Consider the following 7,028-nt stretch of genomic DNA (forward strand, 5'->3'; position numbering starts at 1 on the left):
CGGAACCGCCAAAACAGATTAAAACTGTACTGGTAAATCCTGAAGACTTAAAACCGGTCACACGTGAAGAAACCGAGTTTGATGAAACTGCCCATGAAAATGTGGCAGAACAGATCACGCAGACTGCTGAGCCTACGGAAGCAGCCCCAGTAATTCCAACTGCTGCCCCTCCAGTGACGCCACCGGCACCAAAAGTAGATACTCAAAAGGCCGCACAAGAAGCGAAAGCCGCAGAAGCTGCACAACGCAAGGCTGAACAGCAAGCCGCAGAAGCAGCAAAACGTGCTGAGGCTGCAGAACAGGCCAAGGCAGCGGCTGCTAAAGCAAAAGCCGATGCTGCAAACAAATCAAAAGCTGAACAAGAAGCTGCCCGCCGTGCAGAACAGCAAGCTCAGCAGAAAGCAGTTGCTGCAGACAAAGCAAAACTAGAAGCACAAAAGCGAGCTGACTTAGCAGCTAAACAGCAAGCGGATGCACAGGCGAAAGCCAAGGCTGAAGCTGCTGCTAAGGCAAAAGCCGATGCTGCTGCGAAAAATAAAGCTGCCGCTGATGCAAAAGCGAAAGCTGATGCCGAAGCAAAACGTAAGGCTGATGCTGCCGCGAAAGCCAAAGCAGATGCCGCTGCCAAGGAAAAATCGGATACCGCTGCAAAAGCGAAAGCCGATGCTGAGGCCAAACGCAAAGCAGAAGCAGATGCTAAAGCTAAAGCGGATGCCGCCGCCAAAAATAAAGCTGCTGCCGATGCGAAAGCTAAAGCGGATGCCGAAGCTAAAGCACAGGCTGAAGTTGAAGCAAAAGCTTCTGCTGCTAAACAGGCTGCTGAAGAAGCTGCCCAGAAAAAAGCTGAAGTAAAACGGATTGCCTCTACAGCAAAACGCGACTTTGAAAATAAGATCAAGCGTGCCTGGGATACGCCTACTGGTTCTTCCGGTCAGAAAGCGACTGCCCGGGTTACCTTAAGTGACAGCGGTTCTGTGGTTTCTGTGATCGTGAATGCTAGCGATCCGGACATGAAAGCCAGTGTAGAAGCCGCAGTTCGTGCTGCTGCACCTTACCCGATGCCATCTGATCCAGATGCACGGCGTGAAGCCCGGAGTTTCACCTCTACCTTCACTGCACAATAAAAATTTAAGCCATAATCTGAAAAACAGTTATGGCTTTTATTTTTTTAAGTTAAACTTCAGCAAAAAGCGGCAAAATAATATTCACTTTTCACAGTGTTATAACAGTTTGATCATTGCTGAGTGGTTTCATTCAGCCAAATTCATGCGATGATGTAACGCAATCATATTCACAATAAATCCGTTGATTTGAGTAAATAACGAATGATGGAAAAAACGCGCAAACACTTACTCTGCCTTGCCATATTCGCTGCGCTGGGTACACTGACTGCAACACAATCACAGGCGCAACTGCATCTTGAAATTACCAAGGCCCCTGAAGCAGCTCCAAAGATTGCGATCGTGCCATTCAGTCAGGACCAGAGCATCTACCCGATTGTGGAAAATGACCTGAACCGTTCTGGCAAGTTTACTAGTGCTTCAAAAAACCTGCCAGCAACAGCAACCCTGAATAATCCGAATGCGGATGCCTGGGCGGCTGCAGGTGTACCTTATGTGGTAACAGGCTCATCCAAAACCAATGCTGATGGTTCTTATGAAATTCAATATCAGCTCTATGATATTGAGAAAAAACAGTATCTATTGAATGAACTGTTAACAGTACCGGCTACACGTACCCGTCAAGCTGCTCACATGATCAGTGATGCCATTTTCCAAGCATTGACCGGTATTCCGGGCGATTTCAGCGGCCGTATTGCCTATGTACTGCGCAATCCTGCGACACCTGATCAGCGTTATACCCTGCAGATTGCTGATACCGATGGTGAACAACCAAAAACCATCCTGACTTCACGTGATCCAATCCTGTCCCCAGCCTGGACACCAGATGCGAAAAAGATTGCCTATGTTTCATTTGAAACCAAACGTCCGGCAATTTATCTACAAAATCTGGCAACTGGTCAACGTGAAAAATTGGCCAGCTTCCGTGGTCTCAATGGTGCGCCAAGTTTTTCCCCAGATGGCAAGAGCATGCTATTTACAGCTTCTATGCATGGCAATCCTGAAATCTATGAAATGAATCTGGAAACTCGCCAGTTAAAACGTCTGACGAATGACTCAGCGATTGATACTGAGGCGCGTTATGCACCAGATGGCAAATCTTTTATTTTCACCTCTGACCGCGGCGGTTCGCCACAGATCTATCGTTATGATTTTGCCAACAGTGCAACCAAGCGTCTTACTTTCCGTGGTGCTTTCAATGCTCGCGGTACTTTAAGCGCAGATGGCAAAAAACTGGCATTGGTTCACCGTCCAAGTGGCAGCAATTACAAAGTTGCCATTCAAGACTTGAATTCAGGTGTGAATAATATCCTCACGCCTACCAGTCTGGATGAATCACCAAGCTTCTCACCAAATGGTCAGATGGTAGTCTATGCAACACGTGAAGGTTCACGTGAATTGCTATCGATTATGTCACTTGATGGCCGTTTCCGTATGAACCTGCCAAGTGAACAAGGTGAAGTTCGTGAACCAGCTTGGGCACCTAAATAATCCATTACTTCAACATACTCAAAACTTCATGGAGATGAAGATGAAAAAAGTACAATTATTCGCACTTCCATTACTGGCTGCTGCACTAGTGATGACTGGCTGTGCCAGCCGTAAACCGGCAACACAAACGCAAACTGGTGAACTTGGCACAGGTTCAGCAACAACTGTCGACACTCAAGGTTTGAGCGAAGATGCTGCACTAAATGCACAAAGCATGGCTGGTGCATCTTCTAAAGGTGTGACTGCTGAAAATAAAGCTTATCTGGCAAAACGTGTGGTGCACTTCGACTATGACAGTAGCGAACTGTCAAATGACGATCTTCTTACCCTGCAAGCCCATGCCCAATTCCTGATGGCAAATGCCAATTCACGTGTTGCTTTGACAGGTCACACCGATGAACGTGGTACACGTGAATACAACATGGCACTTGGTGAACGTCGTGCCAAAGCGGTAGAAAGCTTCCTGATAACAACTGGCGTGAATGCAGGTCAACTTGAAGCGGTGAGCTATGGTAAAGAAATGCCAGTGAATCCAGGTCATGACGAAAATGCCTGGAAAGAAAACCGTCGTGTAGAAATTAACTACGAAGCGGTTCCACCACTACTCAAATAAAATTGCCGGAACTGTTCTCAGTTCTGCAAATAAAAAAGCACTCATTGATGAGTGCTTTTTTTGAATGCGAAAAATATTTTAGTGCTGAGCTTCTTCGTCCTCGGGATGCTGCATCGACTCAATCATGTCGTGTTTATTGAACTCTTTATACTCCGGCTTAGCCTCATAAGCCTTCCAGGCTTCCTTCATCTTATCTTCAGAAATTTCATCTAAATTAATGGCTTCGCTCGGCGTAGGAGTCGCATCAAACTTTAATGTTGTCATATTTGTGCTCCTGAACCTATGTTTTCCTTTTAATCAACATAGCATTTTCTAGCGGACTTGCAAGTGTAAAATCATAGCAAATAGTCTCAGTTTAATTTTTCTTTTACCACGTTCTCATCTAAAATATAGCCCAATTACATTTTTATCATTCTGATAAATTTTTATTCGGAGTTTTTCTGACATGTCTTACCTAAGCCTTTCCCAATTTTTACAGCAAAAAACTGGGAATCTCACACCTGAACTTGCACAAGTGATTGAAACAATTGCAAATACATGTAAGACAATTGATCAAGCACTGCAAAAAGGTGCATTGGCTGGCGTATTGGGCAGTGCTCAGCATGAGAACGTTCAGGGCGAAGAACAAAAAAAACTGGATGTCATCTCTAATGACTATTTGATCGATGCATTAAAAGTTCATCCAAATGTAGGTGGCTTGGCATCTGAAGAACTGGATGAGTTCACTCCTGCACAGGAAAATGGTCAATTCCTGGTATTGTTCGATCCACTTGATGGTTCAAGCAATATTGATATCAATATGTGTGTTGGCACCATCTTCTCGATTTTACCTGCTAAAAATGCCCTAACTCAGGCAGAAGACTTCATGCAAGCGGGTGTCAATCAGGTTGCAGCAGGTTATGTATTGTACGGTCCATCTACCATGATGGCGCTGACTGTAGGTGCAGGTACAATCTTTTTCACTTTCGATCCAGAAACCCAGGAATTCCTGCTGACTTCTGAAAATATTCAGGTTGCTGCAGATACTAAAGAATATGCAATTAATGCATCAAACCAACGTCATTGGGAAGAACCTGTAAAACGTTATATCGATGAACTTCTTGCAGGCAAAACTGGTCCTCGTGAAAAAGACTTTAACATGCGCTGGGTTGCATGTATGGTAGGCGATATTCACCGTATCCTGTGCCGTAGCGGTATCTTCATGTATCCATATGACCTGAAAGATCCGAAAAAAGCTGGCCGTTTACGTCTGATGTATGAAGCAAATCCAATGAGTATGTTGATGGAACAGGCAGGTGGTGCATCTACGACTGGTCGTGTTCGCATTCTTGACATCCAGCCTACTGACTTGCATCAGCGTGTTCCAGTGATCATCGGTTCGAAAAACGAAGTTGGTCTTGTCACTAGCTACCATAACTAATATTTAAAAACGGCAGTTGGCGTTCTGCTGACTGCCGTGGACTTCTCTCCCATGCCAACGATCTTCCTTGAATCTAAAGATAATCCTAAAATTAAGCACTTGCGTGGCTTGATTGAACAGAATTCGTATCGAAAAAAGCAAGGACAAACTGTGCTTGAAGGCACACACCTTTGTCTTGCATGGCTTCATGAAAGCAAGAAAATCAATTCTATTTTCACCACCGAACATGCCCTGCAACATCCGGACTTTGAGATCATTTTACAGAAATACACCGGTGTCGTTTTCGTTATTGGTGAATCTTTATATAAAGACTTAAGTATATTAGGGACTTCTATTGCCTGTATGGCGATCGTGGATATTCCGAGCTCTAGCCAGGCATTGGATTACACCGCAGACACACTGATTCTTGAAAATGTTCAAGATCCGGGCAATGTCGGTACCCTGCTCCGCTCAGCTGCTGCGGCTGGCATTGATCAGATCATTTGTACCAAAGGTTCTGCATCGCTCTGGTCTCCACGGGTATTACGTGCAGGAATGGGTGCACATTTTTCTTTACAGTGTTTTGAGAATGTCACTTTAGAAGAAGTGCTTAATAACTTTAAGATTCCTGTTTATGTGACCAGCTCTCACCATTCTAGCAGCTTATATAGCAAAGATTTGCGTAAGGCCTGTGTATGGATTCTGGGCAATGAAGGTCAAGGCGTTTCTGACTATGCACTGGAACATGCCGAAGCAGTCACTATCCCTCAACCGGGCGGTCAGGAATCACTGAATGTTGCCATTGCAGGTTCAATCTGTTTCTTTGAAATGGTCCGTCAACGGATCTGATCACACATTTAAGTTACTTTATTTTATTTCTCAGCGACCTGCATAAAAAATAGATTACACTAGAAAAAATAATCAAGTGTAATGTCAACCAAACCATTATTTTCAACGTTATATAGACATGTACTTGAAAATAATGGTGGGTATCCAATGACAGGATTTTCCATCTCTATGGATTTAGCGCCAAAACAGCTTCAGTCGCAAGATGCCAATACTCTAAAGAGTACAGCTGAGTCACGCCTGAAGAATTTTATGCAAGATGTGACGGGTCGTGCATTGGTGATGATGGAAAGTGCAACTCAAAGCCAGCATGGCATTGCCATGGATCTGGTCCAGGAAGCATTTATTTCCCTGCATAAATCCTATGCAGATCGATCCACTGAAGAATGGTATCCCCTGTTCTACACCATTTTAAATAACAAGTTACAGGACTGGCGACGTAAAGAAATGCGTCGTAATCAGCCATTTTCATTTTTTAAAAAAGTTCAGCTCGATGACGATGATGCCGAACTCAATGATGTCGTCGATGAAGCAACGCCATCCCCATTAGAGTTTCTGGATCAAGCCGTTACAGCCGAAGAAATTCAGCAAGCCATTGCCCAATTGCCTGTTCGTCAACAACAGGCTTTCATGCTTCGTGCATGGGAAGACTTTGATACGCATACCACCGCACAAATTATGAACTGCAGCGAAGGCAGTGTGAAAACTCACTATCACCGTGCAATTCAGGGTCTGCGTGCCTCACTTGCACATTTAAATCCATTTCTGGGAGGGTCATCCGAATGAATCAAGATGATTTCTTAAAAAAAGTAACTTCCAAACTTGATGGTATGGCACAACAACATAAGGACAAACCTGTTGTGATGAACCGTGTTCTTGAAGAAATTCAGGAAACCAAGCATTCTCGTTTTGCATTCTTCAAAATGTCAGGTTTTGCACTTGCAGCTGCCATTGCAGGTATTGTTGTTTTACCAAATGTCGCTAACCAAGAGGAGCCTCAAACCCAAGTCGTGTCCGTACCTAAGCTTTCACCCCAAATGGTTGAAGACTTGGAAATGTTAATGGTTTTAGGTGAGGACCAGGTTCCACATGGCAGCTAAAAAACTCGCACTCGCATTTTGTGCATTCGGCTTTCTGCAAACCAGCTTTGCCGGATTTGAGCGCTTTTGGATTTTTTCCAAAGATGCTGATACACAAGTCAATGAAACCTGGAATAGTCTTTCAGATGCAGAACAGGTCGCTTTAATTAAGCGTTATCAGACCTTAAAAGAACTTCCTGCAGAGCAAAGCGTAAGCTTACAACAGCGCATGGACTGGTTTACCCAACTGCCCGAAGCTGAAAAGCAAAAGATGCGCGAAACCTGGCAGAAAATGAGTTCTCATGAACGCAAAGAGTTAGCTTCACGTATGCAAAAAGCAACGCCTGAACAACGCCCTGCGATTCGTGAAGAATATTTCAACAAACATTTGATAGTTGCTGAAAACTAATTCTCCCAGCCCGACTATTAAAATTATTGCCAAAAATAAAAGATATTAAAAAAGCCTCAATTGAGGCTTT

At 44.2% G+C, this 7,028-nt stretch carries 9 protein-coding genes; 8 read left to right on the forward strand and 1 reads right to left on the reverse strand.

The genetic code is table 11. The annotated features are described in order from the left end of the window. The 3 genes from tolA to pal form a co-directional block, all read left to right on the forward strand. The coding region (gene tolA, locus B4033_RS09195; protein ID WP_286833351.1) for a cell envelope integrity protein TolA at positions 1-1,124 on the forward strand (1,124 nt) is incomplete at its 5' end. Positions 1,125-1,328: 204 nt separating this feature from the next. Next, complete coding sequence (gene tolB / locus B4033_RS09200; RefSeq protein WP_286833362.1) at positions 1,329-2,612, forward strand: Tol-Pal system beta propeller repeat protein TolB; 1,284 nt, start codon at positions 1,329-1,331, stop codon at positions 2,610-2,612. Between the two features lie 40 nt (positions 2,613-2,652). Then, positions 2,653-3,225 carry a peptidoglycan-associated lipoprotein Pal gene (gene pal / locus B4033_RS09205; RefSeq protein WP_004815103.1) on the forward strand — a complete coding sequence of 191 codons (573 nt, stop codon included), beginning with the start codon at positions 2,653-2,655 and terminating at the stop codon, positions 3,223-3,225. Positions 3,226-3,303: 78 nt separating this feature from the next. On the opposite strand, the gene B4033_RS09210 is transcribed toward pal, so the two are convergent. Beyond that, on the reverse strand, positions 3,304-3,489 hold the full coding sequence (locus tag B4033_RS09210; RefSeq protein WP_004815102.1) for an NF038105 family protein: 186 nt from the start codon (positions 3,487-3,489) through the stop codon (positions 3,304-3,306). A gap of 181 nt (positions 3,490-3,670) precedes the next feature. On the opposite strand from B4033_RS09210, the gene B4033_RS09215 reads away from it, so the two are divergent. The 5 genes from B4033_RS09215 (at position 3,671) to B4033_RS09235 (ending at position 6,958) form a co-directional block, all read left to right on the forward strand. Continuing rightward, positions 3,671-4,645: a class 1 fructose-bisphosphatase gene (locus B4033_RS09215; RefSeq protein WP_286833353.1), complete on the forward strand. Its 975-nt coding sequence runs from the start codon at positions 3,671-3,673 to the stop codon at positions 4,643-4,645. A gap of 51 nt (positions 4,646-4,696) precedes the next feature. Next, positions 4,697-5,473: a TrmH family RNA methyltransferase gene (locus B4033_RS09220; protein ID WP_286833356.1), complete on the forward strand. Its 777-nt coding sequence runs from the start codon at positions 4,697-4,699 to the stop codon at positions 5,471-5,473. A gap of 168 nt (positions 5,474-5,641) precedes the next feature. Then, a complete protein-coding gene (locus tag B4033_RS09225; RefSeq protein WP_286833357.1) occupies positions 5,642-6,256 on the forward strand; it encodes an RNA polymerase sigma factor in 615 nt (204 codons plus the stop codon). Further along, positions 6,253-6,570, forward strand: coding sequence for a hypothetical protein (locus tag B4033_RS09230; protein ID WP_004815094.1), 318 nt, complete (start codon positions 6,253-6,255; stop codon positions 6,568-6,570). Before B4033_RS09225 ends, B4033_RS09230 begins: the two co-directional genes overlap by 4 nt. Continuing rightward, a complete protein-coding gene (locus B4033_RS09235; protein ID WP_108675376.1) occupies positions 6,560-6,958 on the forward strand; it encodes a DUF3106 domain-containing protein in 399 nt (132 codons plus the stop codon). Before B4033_RS09230 ends, B4033_RS09235 begins: the two co-directional genes overlap by 11 nt. Positions 6,959-7,028 lie beyond the last annotated feature (70 nt).

This window comes from Acinetobacter sp. UBA3132, from assembly GCF_002364825.1.
Classification (GTDB): domain Bacteria; phylum Pseudomonadota; class Gammaproteobacteria; order Pseudomonadales; family Moraxellaceae; genus Acinetobacter; species Acinetobacter schindleri.